This window comes from Streptomyces sp. NRRL S-244, from assembly GCF_000717915.1.
In the GTDB taxonomy this organism is placed as follows: Bacteria; Actinomycetota; Actinomycetes; order Streptomycetales; family Streptomycetaceae; genus Streptomyces.
Genome location: NZ_JOCX01000007.1, coordinates 95,898 through 113,865, shown reverse-complemented (window position 1 = coordinate 113,865; position 17,968 = coordinate 95,898). Strand labels below are relative to the sequence as shown.

Below are 17,968 nucleotides of genomic sequence, written 5' to 3'. Positions count from 1 at the left end.
GTCGGCCCACCCGACCGGTACCCCGGCCCGATCGCCGGGTGCGGGCGCCCGGGCCACCATGGGGGGAGATCCGTATCCACGGGGACCCCGTCCGGGAGGCTCGATGGTGCACACCGATGGAGCGGCCGCGGACGTCCTGGTGGCGGGGGCCGGCCCGGTCGGGCTGACGGCGGCCGCCGAGCTTCGCCGGCGCGGGATCTCCTGCCGGATCGTCGACCGGCTCCCGGAGCGGCTGCCGTACGCCAAGGCGGTGGGGATCCAGCCGCGGACCCTGGAGATCTGGGACCGGATGGGCTTCGTCCGCACCGCGCTGGAGGCGGCCGTCCCCATGCGCGGGCAGCTCACGTACGTGGACGGCGTGGAGCAGCCCCGGCTGGACCTGGTGCTGCCGCCCGAGGTGCCGTACCGCTTCGCCGCGCTGCCGCAGTACGAGACCGAGCGGATCATCGAGGAGTTCCTGGAGGGTTTCGGGACGCGTATCGAGCGGGGCACCGAGCTGGTGTCGTTCGTCCAGGACGCCGACGGGGTGACCTGCCGGCTCGTCACTCCCGCCGGGGAGGAGGAGGTCCGCACCCGGTTCCTGGTGGGCTGCGACGGCGCGCACAGCGTCGTCCGCAAGGGGCTCGGCCTGGCCTTCGAGGGTGGTGCGTTCCCCGAGGAGTACATGCTCGCCGACGTGGAGCTCGACTGGGACCTGCCGTACGGGTACGGGGTGCGGGCCATGCACCACGATGCCCGGGGCTCCGTCGACGACCTGCTGGTGTGCATTCCGCTGCCGGGCGCCGGCCGCTACCGGGTGTCGATGCTGGTGCCGCCCGAGCTCTCGGCCGCTCCTCCGCAGGGCGGTGACGCGGTGGCGCACGGGCTGGAGGGCGGCCGGACCCCCGAACTCGGACACGTCCAGGCCGTCGTGGACCGGCTGTCCCCGCAGCCCGCCACGGCGTCGGCCATGCGCTGGTCGTCCGTGTTCCGGATCAGCCACCGGCTGGTGGACCGGTACGGGCTGGGGCGGGTCTTCGTGGCCGGCGACGCGGCGCACATCCATCCGCCGACCGGGGCGCAGGGCATGAACACGGGGATCCAGGACGCCTGGAACCTCGCCTGGAAGCTGGCGCTGGCCGTGCGGGGCGCCGGCGGACCGGGGCTGCTCGCGAGTTACGACGCCGAGCGCCGGCCGGTGGGCGAGGAGGTCGTCGGCCGTACCGTGCGGCAGGCCGCCGAGGGCGTCCAGGCGGATCCGGAGGACGCGGACACGCTGATGATGCGCGAGGCCCAGCTGCTCGTCGGCTACCGGGGCAGTCCCCTCGTACAGCCGGCGGGCCCGGAGGACGACGGCGGCCCCGGGCCGCGGCCCGGCGACCGGGCGCCGGACTGCGGCGGGCTCTCCGGGCAGATCGCCGCGTATCCGGTGCGGCTGTACGACCTGTTGCGCGGCCGCGATCACATGCTGCTGCTGTACGGGCCGGGCCCGGCGCTGGACGGCCTCGCCGAGCTCGCCTCCGCGGTACGGGACCTCCCGACCCCGGGCCGGGTCGGGGTGTGCGCGATCCTCGCCGACGCCGGGGCCGAGGCCGACCGGGGGGCGCCGGTGCCCGTGTACCGCGACGGCCGGGGCGAGTTCGCCCGGATGTACGGGGTGCGGGAGCCGGCGGCGTTCGTGGTCCGGCCGGACGGCTACCTCGGTGCCAGGCTGTGCCCGCCGACCGTCCCGGGACTGGCCGCCCACTTCTCCGGGGTGTTCGGGAGCTGAGCGGGCCCGCCGGACCCGCCGGACCCCTCGGTTCGTGTGCCCTCGGCTCCCGTGCCCTCGGCCCCGGTGAACCCCTTGGCGAGGAGCCGGACGGCCAGGCCCACCTCCCAGGCGAACACCGGGAGGGCGGCGAGCGATCCGGCGACCGAGACCTGCTCGTAGAGGCCGAACAGCACGGCGGTCGCCGAGGCGCCGATCAGCGCGCCGCCGACGAGCCCCAGCACCGCGAGGGGCCGCGGGACGAGCCGTGAGCGGTACATCAGGCCCGCCAGGACGAGGGTGTTCGCGCCGAGGACGAGGTTGGGCCCGAAGAGGAACGTCCAGTCGTGGAACGCCACCAGGGTGTCGGCGGCCGTGACGAGGGAGGCGGCGCCACCGCCCGGCGCTGCCGCGGATTCCCGCCGCAGCGTCACCACCGACAGCAGGCTGAGGGTGCCGGCGAGGATGACGGCGGCTTCCAGCAGCCGCCCGCAGACGTAGCCGAGCGCGGCGCCCTCGTTCTGCCGCTTGACCACCGGGTACAGGGCGACCCCGGTGCCGATGACGGCCAGCGCGAGGACGAACTCGGACAGGGCCCCGAGGAACACCCGGGTGTCGGCGCCGGGGCCGAGGACGTAACCGGCGTCGTGCAGCACGGGGCCGTACAGCGCGAGCCCGCCGATCGCGGCGATCTCGGTGACGAGGAACAACACCCCTGTGACGACCGCGGTCTTTCTGGTCGAACCCATGCGGAACCACTCCCTCTTGAGAGGTGTACGGCGTACACCTCGACCTCTGGGCCATACGCTAGGTGTACGCCGTACACTCGTCAAGCCGAGAACCGACGACGAAGGAGCCGATCGACATGACCCGCCGACCGGAGGCCGCGCCCCGGGCGCCGCTGAGCAGGGACCGGGTGCTGCGCGCCGCCGTCGAGCTGGCCGACGGCACCGGGATCGAAGCGCTGAGCATGCGCCGGCTCGCCCAGGAGCTGGGCGTGGTGCCGATGGCGCTCTACAAGCACGTCGCCAACAAGGAACAGCTCCTGGACGGCATGGTGGAGGCCGTCGTGGGCGAGATCGATCCCCCGGCCCGCGGATCGGACTGGCAGGGCGCGGTCCGGCAGCGGATCCTCTCGGCTCGCGCGGCCCTGCTGGGGCACCCCTGGGCGGCCCAGGTGATCCGCTCGCGCACCGGGCCGACCCCGGCCGTGCTCGCGTACCTGGACTCGGTGATCGGCATGTTCCGCGCCGGGGGCTTCTCCGTCGATCTCACCCATCACGTGATGCACGCGCTGGGCGGCCGCGTCCTGGGGTTCACCCAGGAGGTGTTCGACGCCGCCCCGGACCCGGATCCGGCGGGGCGGGCGGCCATGCCGCCGGAGGCCGCGGCGGCCTACCCGCACGTCGCGGAGCTGGCCGGAGCCGCGGCCCACGACGGGGAATCCGTCGTCGGCGGCGGCTGCGACGACCAGTTCGAGTTCGAGTTCGCGCTGGACCTGCTCCTGGACGGCTTCGAACGCCTCCGCCGGCAGGGCTGGACGTCAGGCGCCCGGCGAGCCGGGGGTGGCCTGATCGCGTAGGCTCGGCCAATGGCCAAGTACTTCGACGTGCACCCCGAGAACCCCCAGCAGCGCACCATCGGCAGTGTCGCTGACAGCATCCGCTCCGGCGCGCTCGTCGCGTACCCGACGGACTCCTGCTACGCGCTGGGCTGCCAGCTCGGCAACCGTGACGGCCTCGCCCGGATCCGGTCCATCCGCAACCTCGACGACCGTCACCACTTCACGCTGGTGTGCCAGGACTTCTCCCAGCTGGGCCAGTTCGTGCAGATCGACAACGACGTGTTCCGCGCGATCAAGGCGTCCACGCCCGGCAGTTACACCTTCATCCTTCCCGCGACGAAGGAAGTGCCGCGCCAGCTGCTGCACCCCAAGAAGAAGACGGTCGGCGTACGCATCCCCGACCACGCGGTGACGCAGGCCCTGCTCGCCGAGCTCGGTGAGCCGCTGCTGTCCAGCACCCTGCTCCTGCCCGACGAGCCGGAGCCGCTGACGCAGGGCTGGGAGATCAAGGAGCGGCTCGACTACCTCGTGGACATCGTGGTCGACTCCGGCGACTGCGGGACCGAGCCGACCACCGTCATCGACTTCTCCGGCGGCGAGGCCGAGATCGTACGCCGCGGGGCGGGCGACACCACGCGGTTCGAGTGACGCAGCGCCGCCCGTCCGCCGCGTGATGCAGGTCTGCGTCACCCGGCGGGCGCGGGCGGATCCGCCGGTCGCGGCTCGCCTCCGCGGCGGACCAGGCCGTACGCCCACCGCTCGTTCAGACCGGCGAGGAAGCCCACGCCGCCCCAGAAGAACCAGGCCTTGATCAGGGCCTGGTGCCCGGCCGCGGACAGCGGCACCGGCCCGCACATGTCCTCGGGGGCGGCCGGCGGGGCGAGCAGGGTGAGGATGCCGCCGTTGATGAGCAGGAAGAGCGAGCTGGCCAGGAACCAGCCGACCACCACCCGGTACCAGCCCTCCTGACGCATCATCCGGGCGAGCTGCACCGGGTCCGCGGGGATATCGGCGGGCGCGGAGCGCCCGGGAGCCGGCTGGATCAGCTGGTAGGCGTCGCGCAGCCGGATGATCACGCTGAAGACCGCGCCCATCGCCCCGCCCGCGAAGCAGACCAGCGAATCCATCAGGACCAGCTCTTCGGGGCAGCCGATGGCGCTGTCGAGCAGGGGCGGCACGAACCGGGCGGCGAACAGGGCCAGTACGAGCACCACGGGGCTGAGGACGATGCCGAAGGCGAGGCCCGTGTTGAGCCCGCGCCCGCCGGCGAGCGCCGCGTCGGCCGCGAGCCGCTGGGAGGCGGCATCGGCCTCGGCCTTGAGTCGGTCGGTCCGGGCCCCGGTTCCGGCCCCGGTCCCGGTTCCGGTCCCGGGCGGGCGCCCGGCGGGGCCGGCCGCGCTCTCGCGGATGCCCGCGCGTACGGCCGCCTCCAGGGCCCGGCCCACCGCATCGCCCGTACGCTGCTCGAACGCGCGCTGCGCGGCCGTGTGGAGCCGTTCGATCCGGGCCAGCTCCAGCGGCTCCGCGTCCCGCAGCCGCTGGAGGCCGGGAGCCTCCTCGGCGAGGCCGAGGGCCTCGGCCATCGTCCGCGGCTCGACCGGACCGGCGGCGCCGAACAGCCAGGCTCTGATCGCGCCGGTCCGGCCCGTACGCCGTTCACTCATCCGCATCCCCCTTGATCCCAGGGGAAGTTGTACCGGCACACCGGTCCCGGCGGAACCCCGGCCCGTGGCGTCGCACGGACCGGAGCCCGCCGGGAGGCGTGCGAACGGCAGGATCGACAGGATCAGCAGCCGAAGTCGACCCGCCGGAACGAGGCGTAGTGGTCGGAGGTGTAGTAGTCCTCTTCCCACTGCTGTCCGGTGATGATCCGGCGCGCCCCGCGGGTCGGCGAGCCCGGGGTGATGACGGTGTACTCGTGGTAGTAGCCGCTACCGTGGATCGGCAGCAGCCGCTCGCGGTTCTGGAAGACGACGCCGTCCTGGGAGTACGGGAACGGGCCGCCCTGGTCGATGAGGTCGAGGGTGTCGTGCGCCTGCGAAGGCAGCGCCGAGTAGCAGATGCTGCCGACCGATGCCGCGGCGGCGGCCGAGGCGGAGACGGGGGCGGACGCGGGAGCGGGGGCCGCCGAGGCGGCCGGTCCGGTGAGGAGTGCGCCGGCGACCGCCGCGGCGCCGACGAGGGCCAGGAAGCGTGGGGGGATTCTCATGCGGCCCATGATGACGCGCGTAGAGCGGCGGCCGTCAACGCCAACTGCACGGTGTTTCCTGCCTGTTCACCGGCCATGGACGGCGCGTGGCACGAACGTCGGCGTCACGTAAGGCGGACGCAACCTGAGGGCCGCGCGGGGCCGGTGGCAGGATGATCGGCAGTCGACCGAGAGAGGTGCCGCACCATGGCCGTCGTCCACCGGACCACGATGACCCCGGGCAAGCTGGAGCTGCTCGCTTCCTGGCTTCCCACCCAGTCCTGGTACCAGGGCCCCGGCGCGGGGAGCGCCCCGCAGCCGGCCAGGGTCGGGGGCTTCCGGCTCGACGACCCGCAGGGCGAGGTCGGGATCGAGTTCATGGCGGTCTCCGACCGTGCGGGAGACCGGCCGATCACGTACCACGTGCCCCTCACGTACCGCGGGGCACCGCTGGACGGGGCCGAGCACGCCCTCATCGGAACCTCCGAGCACGGGGTGCTGGGTCGCCGCTGGATCTACGACGGGACCCACGACCCCGTCCTGGTCGAGCGGTTGTACGCGCTCGTACGCGGCGAGGCGGAGCCGCAGGCGCAGAGCGAGAGCGACACGCCCGACCCGTCCGTCACCGGCTGGTCGGCGGGGACCGGCCACCCGGGCCCGGTCGCGGTCCTCGGCGTGTCCGACGGACCGGAGACGACCGACGTGCTCGTGCAGACCGCGGGCGGGAAGCTGACCCTCGGCGTGCAGCGCGTCCTGCGGCCCGCACCGGCGCAGGAGGACACCGGCGAGCGGCAGCCGCTGGGACACGTCACCGCGGAGTGGACGCTGCCGGACGGCACGAGGGCGCGCGGCCGGTACGCCGTCGTCCGCGCGTAGTCCGGGCGCGGGGCGGGCGCGGGGCGGGCGCGGGGCGCGGGGCGGGCGGTGGCGCGCGGGCGGCGCGGACCGGCCGCTGCGCGCATCATGGGAGGTGGGGAAGCTCCTTTCGCCCGGCAGAGGAGGGCCCGGATGAGTGCCCAGCGCTACGAGCTGGTGTTTTCCGAGGACGCGGACACGAGCGAGGACGTCGTCGTGGTGACCGCCACCGGCCAGGCCGGGCCGGGCGGCCACCCGGTCTACGCGGACGCGTCCGGCATCGTCCGTGCGGAGATCAGCGACCAGGAAGAGGTGCGCATCCTGGCCTCCGGCGGCGGCCAGGAACCGGCCCGCGTGGTCCGGGTCCGGCCGCTGCCCTGAACGCGCCCCGCACGCACCCCCGCACGCCCTCCCGAACGCACCGTTGCTCCGTCCGAGTTCTCTTGCGTGCCCGTTCGGTCGCACCACCCGAGCGCATGATCATCATTTAGCCGCGCAATCGTTTTGATGCTCCCAACGGGCCGTGGGCGAGCTGGGAAGGCTGCGTGGCGATGTCATCGACGCACCGTGCACAAAAGGAACGACGGGTACGACGGGCCCGGGGGGCGCCGGGAACCAGGACGTGGAGCGTGGTGGCCGCCGTGACCGGCGCCGCCCTCGTCGTGGCCGCGGCACCGGGCCGGGCGCCCGAGCAGGACGCCGCGGGGCGGCCGGCCGGCGGCCCGGACGCCGCCGTGACCCTGCTCGTGGGCCGGGCCCTGGACCAGGGGGACGGCGGCATCGCCGCGCGGTGCGCGCTGGAGGCGTTCCGGGACGGCCTGTGCACCGGCTGGCGGCAGCAGCGCGTCCGGGCCACCTCGCGGGGAGCCGGTTCGGTCCTGCGCGGGCCCGCAGCCCGCGAGGCCGGCGGGGCGGATCGTACGGTCGTCCTCCCCACGAACTCCGGCGGTCCGCTGGAGATCGCGCTCGCCGAGGCGGGGCAGCTCACCGATGTCACCGTCCACGACGGGCACGGGCGCTACGTGGGCGGCGAACTCGCCCCGAGGAGCCGCCACTGGACCAACACCGAGCCGCTGCGGGCCGGCGAGCTCTACACCGTCCGGGTCGGCGCCCAGGACGCGGCGGGGACTCCGGTCGGCGTCACCCTGGCGTTCCGGACCGCGCCGCCCCCGGACGAGGGCCGGCTCACGGTGGAGTTCGGGCCGCGGCCCGGCACGTACGGCGCGGGGCAGATCGTGACGGCCGCCCTGAGCCGGCCGGTTCCCGCCGCCGACCGGACGGCGCGGGCCCGGGTGGAGCGGGCGCTCCAGGTCACCTCGGAGCCGGCCGTCGAGGGCGGCTGGCACTGGGTGGACGATTCGACGCTGCACTACCGGCCGCGCACGTACTGGCCGGCGCACGCGGAGGTGCACGTGACGAGCGGTCTCGACGGGGTCGAGGTGGGCGACCACGACTACGGCGGCCCCTCCGACTCCACGGAGTTCACCATCGGGGACCGGATCGAGGCGGTCACCGACGCCGAAGCGCACGAGATGACCGTACGCCGCAACGGCAAGGTGATCCGGACGATCCCGGTCACCACCGGCAAGGCGGGGTTCCGGACCCGCAGCGGCGTCAAGGTCGTGCTGCGCAAGGAGTACCAGGTCCGGATGCGCGGGGACTCCGTCGGCATCAAGCGCGGCACGAGCGAGTTCTACGACCTGCCGGTCTTCTACGCGACGCGGGTGACGTGGAGCGGCGAGTACGTGCACGCGGCGCCCTGGTCGGTCGCCTCGCAGGGCGAGGAGAACGTGAGCCACGGCTGTACGGGCATGAGCACGGCGGAGGCCGCCTGGTTCTTCCAGACCGTACGGGAGGGGGACATCGTGCAGGTGGTGAACAGCGAGGGGGAGCCGATGGCTCCGTTCGAGAACGGCTTCGGCGACTGGAACCTGGACTGGCGGGCCTGGCGGGCCGGCAGTGCCCTCACCTCCTCCGACGCCCCCGTCTCGGCGGCCGTCCTCCCGTCCGTGTCCCACCACACCGCGTCCCGGCTGCGCCCTCTGACGTGAGCGGCGCGCGACGCGGCCGAGCGCCGTACCCGGCGGACCCGCCGGGTACGGCGCTCGGGCGGTAGCGGCTATCTGGGCGTGGGGCAGACCTGCCAGGCGAGGTGGTAGAGCGTGCTCACGCTCGCGTCGGTGGAGTCCATGGCCATGAAGCTCGTGGCGGTCTGCGGATTGGACGTGCCCGCATTCACGCGCAGTTCCGTATTGATGTTGAAGTTTCGTTTCTCTCCGCACGGGGCCCAGACCAGGTCCGCGTACTCGGTCTTGTCGCTCGCCTGCCAGTTGTCGTTGTGCGGCCCGTTGAACTGATGGGTGCGCTGGGTCGTCTGGGGCATTCCCTGGAAGTAGTAGTTCGCCCGCTCCTGACCCCACGCACCGGGCTGGAGGAATGCGAATCCGCGGTAATCCGCCTGGACGATCGCATAGGTGAATCCCGAAGGAACGTGGACGCGGAGATTGAGCTGGCAGTTCTTGCGGAATGCCGTGGGCGGCGCGCCGGGTCCCACCTGCGCGAGGTAGTCACTGTACGTGACCGTGAAGGCGGTGTTGTCGGGCGCGACGGCGACCTCGGCGGTGCCTTCGCGGCAGCCGGATCCGTTCACGGTGGCGAGTTCGATCACGATCTTGTCGGGCGGAGCGGTGATCTGCGGGGTGTGGCCGGCGGCCCCGGCGGAGGTCGCCGCCGTGGCGATCAGCACGGCCGCCGCGCCACCGGTGAGCAGGGTACGAGACAGGGAATGAGACATCGTTGTTGTCACTCCTGATCATCGATCGGTGTTTCCTGCGCTCACGCCGCGTCAGGCCGCCGCCGGACATTCCTTCCACTCGAAGTGGTAGACCGTGCTCACGCTGCCGTCCGTCGAGTCCATGCTCATGAAGCTCAGGGCCTGCGGGTTCGACGTCCCCGCGTAGACCCGCAGTTCGCTGTTGACGTTGAGATTGCGCTCCTCGCCGCAGGGCGCGAAGACCAGGTCCTGGTACTCGGTCTGGTCGCTCGCCTGCCAGTTGTCGGAGTACGGGCCGCCGAACTGGTGGGTCGTGCGGGCCGTCTGCGGCATGCCCTGGAAGTAGTAGTTCGCGCGCTGCTGGCCGTAGGCCCCGCGCTGGAGGTGGGCGAAGCCGCGGTAGTCGGCGCGGGCGATGGCGTACGTGAACCCCTGCGGTACGTGGACCTGGAGGGCGAGCTGGCAGTTCTTGCGGAATTCGGTGCCGCCGGAACCGGCTCCGGCCTGGGCCAGGTAGTTGCTGTACGTGACGCTGAACGAGGTGTTGTCGGAAGCCGCGGTGACACCCGCGGTCCCCTGCGGGCATCCCGATCCGTTGACGCCGACCACCTCGACGGTGATTCTGCCGGGCGGCGTGTACACGGTATCGGCCTGCGCGGGAACGGCCACGGCGGACAACACCGCGACCGCCGCGCCGACGGTGAATCTGCGGAGCAACATCGTCGTTTCTCCATTCATCGGTCCGGCACAACCGGAACCGGAACTCTTCGAATTTCGGCATGCACATGCCACCACAGCGAGTGCGCACGGGGAAGGACGCGAAACGGCCAACACCTCCGTTCCGCAGCGCGCTGGCCGAATTCGGGTACCGCGGGACCGGACGCGAGGCGGTGGGTGTACGGAGGGAACGGATGGGCAGGCGCCGGGTATGGCCTTGCAGCACCCGGCGGAACGCACCGGCGAGGGGCGGACCGCCCGCTTCGAGAAGCTGGCCGAGCTCGCCTCCAATTTCACGAGTTCCGCCGTCTTCTCCCTGCTGTGCGTACTTCTCGTGGCCGGTTTCGTGGCCGTACACGTGGCCGGGCTGCCCACGGAGTGGCAGCACCTCGCGGGCGACGCCATGGCCGCCGTGTCCCTGCTGCTGCTGGCCTTGCTGAAGAACTCCGAGCGCCGCGCCGAGCACGCCGTCCAGCGCAAGCTGGACGCGATCGCCGCGGTGCTGCTGGAACAGGGGAAGGGCGAGGAGGCGGAGGGCAAGGCCCGCGAGGACCTGGAGTCTTCCATCCGGATGGAAAAGCGGCTGTAGCGGCTGTAGGACATCCCCATGCCCGAAGGGCCGGCGCGGCGCTCTGCGCGCGCCCGTCCGCCGCAAGCACATGGAGGGCGTGCGCGTCAAGGTGCGAGGCGGCTTGAGGGCGGCCGCGATAGGCTCGTACGGGGCGCAGGAGAGGGATGATGCGGATGTGTCGCTGGCTCGCCTACTCCGGTTCGCCGATGCTGCTCGACGCGGTTCTCTACCAGCCGGAACACTCGCTGATCGATCAGAGCCTCCACGCCCGGATGGGCGTCGAGTCGACGAACGGCGACGGCTTCGGCATCGGCTGGTACAGCGCCGACGGCGGCGGCACTCCGGCGATCTTCCGGGACATCGGACCGGCCTGGAACAACCGCAATCTGCGGGAACTGGCCGCGCACGTCCGCTCGACCCTGTTCTTCGCCCACGTCCGCGCCTCGACCGGTTCGGCCATTCAGCAGACGAACTGCCACCCGTTCCGGCACGGCCGCTGGCTGTGGATGCACAACGGCGCCATCACCGACTTCCACCGTCTCCAGCGCGATCTGTGCATGGCGGTCGACCCCGCGCTCTTCCCCTGCATCGAGGGCTCCACCGATTCCGAGGTGATGTTCTACCTGGCCGTCACCTTCGGCCTCGACCAGGACCCCCCGGGCGCGGTCGCCCGGATGACGGGCCTCGTGGAGCGCGTCGGCAAGGAGCACGGCGTCGCCGACCCGATGCAGATGACGATCGCGGTCAGCGACGGCGAGCGCGTCTGGGCCTTCCGGTACTCCAGCGCGGGCACGTCGCGTTCGCTGTTCTACAGCAGCAGGGCCGACACCGTACGCCAGCTGTACCCGGAGCTGCCGTTCCTGCGGGAGGTCTCGGACGCGACGCGGCTGGTGGTCTCCGAACCCCTCGGCGACCTCCCCGGGGTGTGGAACGAACTCCCCGAGGCCAGCTACGCGGTCCTCCCCTCCGCGGCCACGGAGGACTACCTCCCCTTCATCCCCGAGCTCCCCTGAGCTCACGGACCGCGGCCGCGCAGGGTCCCGGCGTCAGCAGATGCGGGGCAGCTGCTCCCCGATCGGCAGGTCGACCACGCGGGTGCCGCCGAGGCCGGTGCGGGCCACCACCAGGCCGGGGTGGGCCTCGACCGCCTCGCCGATCACCGTGGCGTCGCGGCCCAGCGGGTGCGCGCGCATCGCGTCGAGTACGGCGTCGGCGTGCTCTCGGGGTACGAACGCGACCAGCTTGCCCTCGTTGGCCACGTAGAACGGGTCGAGGCCGAGGATCGCGCAGGCGTTGCCGACGGCCTCCGGGACCGGTACCCGGCCCTCCTGGATGACGACCCCGGCGCCCGAGGCGGCCGCGATCTCGTTCAGGGCGGCTGCCAGCCCGCCGCGCGTGGGGTCGCGCAGGACGTGCAGGTCGGGGGTGACCGCGAGCATGGCCTGGACGAGCCCGCCCAGCGGCGCGCAGTCGCTCTTGACGTCCACCCCGAATTCGAGGCCTTCGCGGACGCTCATGATGGCCACGCCGTGCAGGCCGATCTCCCCGCTGACGATGACGACATCGCCCGGCACGACGCGCTGCGGGCGCAGGTCCACCCCGTCGGGGATCAGCCCGATGCCGGCGGTGTTGAGGTAGATGCCGTCGCCGTGACCGGCCTCGACGACCTTGGTGTCGCCGGTGGCCACCTCGACGCCCGCGGCCCGCGCGGCCGCGCCGAGGTCCTCGGAGACCCGGGCCACCACGGAGATCTCGACGCCCTCTTCGAGGATGAACCCGCACGACAGGTAGGCGGCGCGGGCACCGCTCATCGCCAGGTCGTTGACCGTGCCGTTGACGGCGAGGTCGCCGATGCTGCCGCCGGGGAAGAACAGCGGCCGCACCACGTACGAATCGGTCGAGAAGGCGAGGCGGGCACCGCCCAGGGTGACCGCCGCGGAGTCGCCGAGCCGGGCGAGCACCTCGCCTCCGAAGGCGGGTGCGAAGACGTGCTCGACGAGCTCGGCGGAGAGTGCTCCGCCGCCTCCGTGGCCCATCACCACCCGGGGGCGGTCGCGCAGCGGGGCCGGACACGTCCAGCCCGTGACGTCGAGTACGGCTTCGGACAGGGCTTCAGACAACGGGGCTCGCCTCCAGCGGTGCGGTCCGGGCGGCCGGCGCGAGGTCCAGGCGCCGGTAGAGGTAGTACGCGGCGCACGCGCCCTCGCTGGAGACCATCGTGGCGCCGAGCGGGGTGCGCGGGGTGCAGGTGGTGCCGAACGCCTCGCACTCGTGGGGCTTGATCAGGCCCTGGAGGACCTCTCCGCTGCGGCACTCGGCGGGTTCCTGCGTGGCGATGTCCGTCACCGAGAAGCGGTGCTCGGCATCGTAGTCGCGGTAGCGGGCGGACAGCCGCCAGCCGCTGTGGGGGATGACGCCGATGCCGCGCCAGGCGCGGTCGGTGACCTCGAAGACGTCCTCCAGCATGGCGAGGGCGGCCGGGTTCCCCTCCGGGCGGACGGCGCGCGCGTAGGCGTTGTCGACGGTGTGCTCGCCCCGCTCCAGCTGCCCTACCGCCCGGCGTACGCCTTCGAGGATGTCCAGCGGCTCGAAGCCGGTGACCACGATGGGGACCCGGTGGCGCGCGGCCAGCTCCGGGTACTCCCCCATGCCCATCACACTGCACACGTGCCCCGCGGCGAGGAAGCCCTGGACCCGGCAGCTCGGGGAGGTCATGATCGCCTCGATGGCCGGGGGCACCCGGACGTGGGAGACGAGCAGGCTGAAGTTGGGGATGCCGAGCTTCTTCGCCTGATGGACCGTCATGGCGTTGGGCGGCGCGGTGGTTTCGAAGCCGATGCCGAAGAACACCACCTCGCGCGCCGGGTTCTGCTGCGCGATCCGCAGGGCGTCGAGCGGGGAGTACACCACCCGTACGTCGCCGCCCTCACTGCGCACCTGGAAGAGGTCGCGGCCTGATCCGGGCACGCGGAGCATGTCGCCGAACGAGCAGAAGATGACCTCGGGGCGGGAGGCGATCTCCAGCGCCTTGTCGATGACCTCCAGCGGGGTCACGCACACCGGACAACCCGGCCCGTGGATCAACTCGACCTGATCGGGCAGTAGTTGGTCGATACCATGCCGGATGATCGTGTGGGTCTGGCCGCCGCAGACCTCCATCAGCGCCCAGGGCCGGGTGACGGTGGAGTGGATGTCGTCGAGCAGGCGACGCGCCAGCTCCGGGTCCTGGAATTCCTCGAGGTACTTCACTGCTGCTGCGCCTCCTGCTCCGCGATGTCTTCCGTGAAGGGCCAGTCCGGTGCGCCCGACTCGGCCGCCGCCCGCTCCCAGGGGTCGCCGAACTCCTCCTGGAGCATGCCGAGTTGCGCGAAGAGTTCGAGGGTCTGCCGGGCCGACTCCTCGTCGAGGCGCTGCAGCGCGAAGCCGACGTGGACGATGGCGTACTCGCCGACCTGGAGGTCCGGCAGGTACTCCAGGCACACCTCCTTGACCACACCGCCGAAATCGACGGTCGCCATGCGGGTGCCGTCCTTCTCCCCGATGTCAAGCACTCTGCCGGGTACCGCCAGGCACATGGCCCTCTCCTTGCTGTGGGTGTTGCGGGGCGCAGGCCGCCACCATGAGCTGGCCGAGGGCCAGCCCCCCGTCGTTCGGCGGGACGCGGTGGTGGCGCAGGACGGTGAAGCCGCGCTCGCTCAGGAGGCGGGCGCAGGCGGAAGAGAGCACGGTGTTGGCGAAGACCCCGCCGGTCAGGGCGACGGTCTCGAGCCCGTGCCGCTCGCGCGCGAGGACGGCCAGCCTGCCCACGAGACCGGCGACGGCCGCGTGGAAGCGGGCGGCGACCACGCCCGGCGGGAGGCCGGCGCGCACGTCGCGGACCACCGCCGCCAGTACGGGGGCCGGGTCCGCGGCCAGCGGGGCTTCGCGGCCGCCGGGCGCGGGGGGCCGGAGGGCGAACGCGTAGTCCGGACCGGCGTCCGCCATGACCCCGCCGCCCCCGGAGCCGGTGCCGGACCCGGAGCCGCTCGCGGTGAGCGCCGCAGCCTCCAGCTCGATGGCGGCCTGGGCCTCGTACCCGGCGTGGTGGCAGACGCCCGCCAGGGAGGAGACGGCGTCGAAGAGGCGGCCCATGCTGGACGTCGGCACGCAGTGCAGGTTCCGCTCCAACTGGCGCCGCAGCAGCCTTAGTTCCTCGGGCGGGCAGGCTGCCGTGCAGGGCAGGTCCGGGTCCCAGCCGAGCCCGGCGGCGCGCAGATGGGACAGGGCCATCCGGTACGGCCGGTGCACGGCGGCGTCGCCGCCCGGCAGCGGGACGTAGGCGAGGTGCGCGAACCGGGTGTAGCCGGTGTAGTCCGCCAGCAGCACCTCCCCGCCCCACACCGCCCCGTCGTCTCCGTATCCGGTGCCGTCGAACGCGACGCCGATCACCCTGTGGGTGCCGTCGAAGCCGTGTTCGGCCAGCGCGGACGCGATGTGCGCGTGGTGGTGCTGGACTCCGAGGACCGGGCGGCCGCCGGCCCGGCCGCGGACCAGGCGGGCCGAGCGGTAGCCGGGGTGCCGGTCCACGGCGAGCAGCCCGGGCGCGACGCCGGTGATGGACTCCAGCTGCTGCTCGGCGCGCTCGAAGGCGTACTGCGTGGCCAGGTCGTCCATGTCGCCGATGTGCGCCGACAGCCAGGCCTTGTGGCCCTCGCCGAGGCAGAAGGCGTTCTTGAGGTCGCCCCCGGCGGCGAGCGTGGCGGGGACGGACAGCGGCAGCGTGAGGGGCAGCGGGGCGTGGCCGCGGGAGCGGCGGAGGGTCAGCGCCTCGCCGTCGCAGACGCGCACCACGGAGTCGTCGCAGGGGACGTGGATGGGCCGGTCGTGGGTGAGCCAGGCGTCGGCGAGCCGGGCGAGCCGGTCCAGGGCCTCGGTGTCGTCGGTGACGATGGGCTCGCCCGACAGGTTGCCGCTGGTCATGACGAGCAGCCGGGGACCGGGCGGGTCGCCGGGGAGCCCGAGCAGCAGATGGTGCACGGGGGTGTACGGGAGCATCACGCCCAGGTCGGGGCTGCCCGGGGCGACGGCGTCGGCGACGAGCTCCCGCACACCGGCTCCGGGGCGGCGGCGCAGCAGGACGATGGGCCGGACGGGCCCGGTGAGGAGGTCCCGTTCGGCCGGGCCGAGGTGGACGAGGTGCTCGATGTCGGCGGGTTCGCGGGCCATCAGGGCGAACGGCTTGTCCCCGCGGGCCTTGCGGCGCCGCAGCTCGGCGACGGCTCCGGCGTGCGCGGCGTCGCAGGCGAGGTGGTAGCCGCCGAGGCCCTTGACCGCGAGGATCGCCCCGTCGGCCAGCAGCCGGCGGGCCTCGGCCACGGGGTCGGCGCCGGCGGGCTCGCGCAGCGGGGTTCCGGCGAGGAGGCGCAGCCGGGGTCCGCAGGCGGGGCAGGCCACCGGCTGGGCGTGGAAGCGCCGGTCGGCGGGGTCGGCGTACTCGCGGGCGCAGTCGGGGCACATCGGGAACCGGGCCATGGTGGTGTGCGCCCGGTCGTACGGCACTCCGGTGACGATGGTGAAGCGGGGTCCGCAGTGCGTGCAGGTGATGAAGGGGTGCCGGTGGCGCCGGTCGGCCGGATCGGCCAGCTCGGCGAGGCAGTCCGCGCACGTGGCCACGTCCGGGGAGACGAGGGTACGGGCGGGGCCGCCGGAGCGGGAGGCCACGATGGTGAAGCCCGCGCCGCCGGATACGGGGACCTCGTGGTGGTCGACGGCGTCGACGACCGCCAGCGGTGGGGCGTCGGCCGCGAGCCGCTCGCAGAAGGCCGATACGGCCGCCGGGGCGCCTTCGACCTCGGCGACGACCCCCTCGGGGGTGTTGGTGACGTGCCCGGCGAGGCCCAGCCCGGTCGCGCGGGTGTACACGTACGGCCGGAAGCCCACGCCCTGCACCACGCCGCGCACGATGACCCGGCGGCGCTCCACGGCTTCCATCAGCGGGTCGGCACCACGCCGGAGTGCGGGTGCACGGCCCGCGAGACCGAGCCGGGACCGGTGTGGCCGGGACCGCCTTCGGGGCCGTGCCCGGGCCCGGGGCCGTGCCCGGCAGCGGGTGCGTGCCCGGCACCGGGTGCGTGGTGGTGGCCGGGTCCGTGGTCGTGGTCGTGGTGGTGCCCGGCGGCGTGGTCGTGGACCGGACCCTCGGCGTGGTGATGGTGGTGTGCGGGGGGCTGCTGGGCCATGACCGGGGCGTGTACCGCGCCGCCGGCGCCCACCGCCAGCGCCCGGTCGAGCAGGATGCCCGCGCCCTCGCCGCCGCGGGCCGAGGTCAGCACCACCTCCACCCCCGGGTTGACCTGCTGGACGTGCGCGCGGAAGGCGGCCTCGTCGAATTCCACGGCCTGCGCGATGTCCGTCTTCGTCACCACGACGAGCTGGGCCAGCCCGAAGGCCGTCGGGTACTTGAGCGGTTTGTCCTCGCCCTCCGTCACCGAGGCCAGGACGACGCGCAGCGACTCGCCGAGGTCGTACGAGGCGGGGCAGACGAGGTTGCCGACGTTCTCCACGAACAGCAGCCGGGTGTCCTCGGACAGCCAGCCGTCGAGGTGCCGTCCCAGCATGGCGGCTTCGAGGTGGCAGAGCCCGTCGGTGAGCACCTGCTTGACGGGGACGCCCGAACGCGCCAGCCGCAGCGCGTCGTTCTCGGTGGCGAGGTCGGCGGTGAGGGCGGCGACCGGTACGCCGCGCTCGCGCGCCAGGCCGAGTTCGCGCTCCAGCAGGGCGGTCTTCCCGCTGCCCGGGCTGGAGAGCAGGTTGACCACCGTGGTGCCGCGGGCGGTGAGTTCGGCGCGCAGGGCGTGCGCGGCCGAGTCGTTCTTGGCGAGGACCGCCTGCTTCAGGTCGACCACACGGCACATGGTTCAGCGCTCCTCGGAGATCGGTTCGCGGGTGGGGGCGGGGGTCCGGACACGGTCGGGGCCGGGGCCGTCCTCCCAGTGCACGCTGAGGATCTGCAGCTCGCGCCCGGTGAGGAGTTCGACGTCCGTCGCCTGCCCGCAGCCGGGGCAGACCAGCCGGGGCGGCATGCCCACCGCCCAGTCGCCCGTACAGGAACGGCAGTGCGCGCGGGCGGCGACCGGCTCCGTCACCAGCTCGGCGCCTTCGAGGAGCGTTCCCGCGCAGGCCAGTTCGAAGCAGAAGGCGAGTGCGTCGGGCACCACCCCGGCCAGCTCTCCGACTTGGAGCCGGACCGAGGTGACGGCGGTCGCGCCGCCGGCCTCGGCGGCTTCCTCCACCTGGCCCACCACGGCCATGGCGATCGACATCTCGTGCATGGGACTCCGTCCTGCCGGGCCTCATTAGACCGGCCGGCGCCGTACGGGGCGCTCGGGCACGCCGACGCGCCGACGCCCCGTACGCCATTCGGGCGCCGGGGCGGTCGCACGTCAGGGATCGCGGGGACCACAGGCAACGCGTCGCGCGTCACATGCGGCGGATCCTCAGATAGCGCTGGAGGTCGGGGAGCACCACGCACAGTGCAGCGGCGAGGACGGCGGCGGCCGCGCCGCCGATGATGGCCTTCTTCATGGGGTTCT

General features: G+C 73.2%; 20 protein-coding genes. 8 read left to right on the top strand and 12 right to left on the bottom strand.

The features are described 5' to 3' along the window. The first annotated feature begins 103 nt into the window (after positions 1-103). Positions 104-1,750, top strand: a complete 1,647-nt coding sequence (locus IF02_RS0110505) for an FAD-dependent monooxygenase (protein ID WP_030155602.1) — start codon at positions 104-106, stop codon at positions 1,748-1,750. Here IF02_RS0110505 and IF02_RS0110500 read toward each other — a convergent pair. Beyond that, positions 1,675-2,478: a DUF4386 domain-containing protein gene (locus tag IF02_RS0110500; RefSeq protein ID WP_078622001.1), complete on the bottom strand. Its 804-nt coding sequence runs from the start codon at positions 2,476-2,478 to the stop codon at positions 1,675-1,677. The genes IF02_RS0110505 and IF02_RS0110500 overlap by 76 nt on opposite strands. Before the next feature lie 116 nt (positions 2,479-2,594). On the opposite strand from IF02_RS0110500, the gene IF02_RS0110495 reads away from it, so the two are divergent. Continuing rightward, a complete protein-coding gene (locus IF02_RS0110495; RefSeq protein ID WP_030155598.1) occupies positions 2,595-3,311 on the top strand; it encodes a TetR/AcrR family transcriptional regulator C-terminal domain-containing protein in 717 nt (238 codons plus the stop codon). Between the two features lie 9 nt (positions 3,312-3,320). Further along, a complete protein-coding gene (locus IF02_RS0110490) occupies positions 3,321-3,941 on the top strand; it encodes an L-threonylcarbamoyladenylate synthase (RefSeq protein WP_030155597.1) in 621 nt (206 codons plus the stop codon). Between the two features lie 38 nt (positions 3,942-3,979). Here IF02_RS0110490 and IF02_RS0110485 read toward each other — a convergent pair whose 3' ends face one another. Both IF02_RS0110485 and IF02_RS0110480 read right to left on the bottom strand, forming a co-directional pair. Continuing rightward, positions 3,980-4,957 carry a hypothetical protein gene (locus tag IF02_RS0110485; RefSeq protein ID WP_030155595.1) on the bottom strand — a complete coding sequence of 326 codons (978 nt, stop codon included), beginning with the start codon at positions 4,955-4,957 and terminating at the stop codon, positions 3,980-3,982. Between the two features lie 122 nt (positions 4,958-5,079). Further along, positions 5,080-5,502 (bottom strand): ribonuclease domain-containing protein, encoded by a 423-nt coding sequence (locus IF02_RS0110480; protein ID WP_030155594.1) that lies wholly within the window; start codon positions 5,500-5,502, stop codon positions 5,080-5,082. 186 nt (positions 5,503-5,688) lie between these two features. Here IF02_RS0110480 and IF02_RS0110475 point away from each other — a divergent pair, with 186 nt between their 5' ends. From IF02_RS0110475 to IF02_RS0110465, 3 genes are all read left to right on the top strand, one after another. Beyond that, on the top strand, positions 5,689-6,357 hold the full coding sequence (locus tag IF02_RS0110475; RefSeq protein ID WP_030155592.1) for a maltokinase N-terminal cap-like domain-containing protein: 669 nt from the start codon (positions 5,689-5,691) through the stop codon (positions 6,355-6,357). A gap of 132 nt (positions 6,358-6,489) precedes the next feature. Next, on the top strand, positions 6,490-6,717 hold the full coding sequence (locus IF02_RS0110470; RefSeq protein ID WP_030155590.1) for a DUF6296 family protein: 228 nt from the start codon (positions 6,490-6,492) through the stop codon (positions 6,715-6,717). A gap of 248 nt (positions 6,718-6,965) precedes the next feature. Next, a complete protein-coding gene (locus IF02_RS0110465) occupies positions 6,966-8,387 on the top strand; it encodes a L,D-transpeptidase (RefSeq protein WP_051696112.1) in 1,422 nt (473 codons plus the stop codon). A gap of 68 nt (positions 8,388-8,455) precedes the next feature. Here IF02_RS0110465 and IF02_RS0110460 read toward each other — a convergent pair whose 3' ends face one another. Further along, positions 8,456-9,130 (bottom strand): DUF4360 domain-containing protein, encoded by a 675-nt coding sequence (locus IF02_RS0110460; protein ID WP_420708121.1) that lies wholly within the window; start codon positions 9,128-9,130, stop codon positions 8,456-8,458. 51 nt (positions 9,131-9,181) lie between these two features. Next, on the bottom strand, positions 9,182-9,829 hold the full coding sequence (locus IF02_RS0110455; RefSeq protein ID WP_030155585.1) for a DUF4360 domain-containing protein: 648 nt from the start codon (positions 9,827-9,829) through the stop codon (positions 9,182-9,184). Positions 9,830-10,037: 208 nt separating this feature from the next. On the opposite strand from IF02_RS0110455, the gene IF02_RS0110450 reads away from it, so the two are divergent. Continuing rightward, positions 10,038-10,415: a hypothetical protein gene (locus IF02_RS0110450; RefSeq protein WP_030155584.1), complete on the top strand. Its 378-nt coding sequence runs from the start codon at positions 10,038-10,040 to the stop codon at positions 10,413-10,415. A 155-nt stretch (positions 10,416-10,570) separates the two neighbouring features. Further along, the gene (locus IF02_RS0110445) at positions 10,571-11,410 is read left to right on the top strand and encodes a class II glutamine amidotransferase (RefSeq protein WP_030155582.1); all 840 of its coding nucleotides are present in this window, start codon (positions 10,571-10,573) and stop codon (positions 11,408-11,410) included. A 33-nt stretch (positions 11,411-11,443) separates the two neighbouring features. On the opposite strand, the gene hypE is transcribed toward IF02_RS0110445, so the two are convergent. The 7 genes from hypE to IF02_RS36210 all read right to left on the bottom strand — a co-directional run bounded on the left by hypE (position 11,444) and on the right by IF02_RS36210 (position 17,960). After that, positions 11,444-12,433 carry a hydrogenase expression/formation protein HypE gene (gene hypE / locus IF02_RS0110440; protein ID WP_420708125.1) on the bottom strand — a complete coding sequence of 330 codons (990 nt, stop codon included), beginning with the start codon at positions 12,431-12,433 and terminating at the stop codon, positions 11,444-11,446. 76 nt (positions 12,434-12,509) lie between these two features. Next, the gene (gene hypD / locus IF02_RS0110435) at positions 12,510-13,646 is read right to left on the bottom strand and encodes a hydrogenase formation protein HypD (RefSeq protein ID WP_030155579.1); all 1,137 of its coding nucleotides are present in this window, start codon (positions 13,644-13,646) and stop codon (positions 12,510-12,512) included. Continuing rightward, a complete protein-coding gene (locus IF02_RS32325) occupies positions 13,643-13,972 on the bottom strand; it encodes a HypC/HybG/HupF family hydrogenase formation chaperone (RefSeq protein ID WP_030155577.1) in 330 nt (109 codons plus the stop codon). Before IF02_RS32325 ends, hypD begins: the two co-directional genes overlap by 4 nt. Beyond that, positions 13,941-16,367 (bottom strand): carbamoyltransferase HypF, encoded by a 2,427-nt coding sequence (gene hypF / locus IF02_RS0110425; RefSeq protein ID WP_051696110.1) that lies wholly within the window; start codon positions 16,365-16,367, stop codon positions 13,941-13,943. Before hypF ends, IF02_RS32325 begins: the two co-directional genes overlap by 32 nt. Continuing rightward, the gene (hypB, locus tag IF02_RS0110420; RefSeq protein WP_078621999.1) at positions 16,367-17,290 is read right to left on the bottom strand and encodes a hydrogenase nickel incorporation protein HypB; all 924 of its coding nucleotides are present in this window, start codon (positions 17,288-17,290) and stop codon (positions 16,367-16,369) included. The genes hypF and hypB overlap by 1 nt, the downstream gene beginning before the upstream one ends. A 3-nt stretch (positions 17,291-17,293) precedes the next feature. Then, positions 17,294-17,707 carry a hydrogenase maturation nickel metallochaperone HypA gene (locus tag IF02_RS0110415; RefSeq protein ID WP_030155574.1) on the bottom strand — a complete coding sequence of 138 codons (414 nt, stop codon included), beginning with the start codon at positions 17,705-17,707 and terminating at the stop codon, positions 17,294-17,296. Between the two features lie 148 nt (positions 17,708-17,855). Further along, positions 17,856-17,960, bottom strand: a complete 105-nt coding sequence (locus IF02_RS36210) for a DUF6893 family small protein (RefSeq protein ID WP_420708120.1) — start codon at positions 17,958-17,960, stop codon at positions 17,856-17,858. Positions 17,961-17,968: the final 8 nt, after the last annotated feature.